At 57.8% G+C, this 232-nt stretch carries 1 protein-coding gene; it reads right to left on the bottom strand.

Annotated elements, in window-relative coordinates:
- A partial coding sequence (locus AF337_RS30205; protein ID WP_342028460.1) for an SDR family oxidoreductase occupies positions 1-232 on the bottom strand: 232 nt, incomplete at both ends.

The following is a 232-nucleotide window of genomic DNA, read 5'->3' on the forward strand; positions in this document are numbered from 1 at the left end:
GCGAGGTTCAAGGTGGCGGCGGTGTTGATCTGACGAAATTCCGCAAGCGGATCGGCTGCGCGGTCGTTCATGATGTGAACACGAGCGGCGAGATGGATGATGACATCAATACCCTCGAGAGCCGCTGTCCAATCGGTTTCGCTTGTTATCGCGATGGGGAAATGCCGCACAGATGTCGGGAAGCTGGCGGTTGCAGATCGCGTCGTCACCACAAGCTCGCATATCCGCTCTC

The sequence above is a fragment of the Rhizobium ecuadorense genome (genome assembly GCF_001187535.1).
Lineage (GTDB): Bacteria > Pseudomonadota > Alphaproteobacteria > Rhizobiales > Rhizobiaceae > Rhizobium > Rhizobium ecuadorense.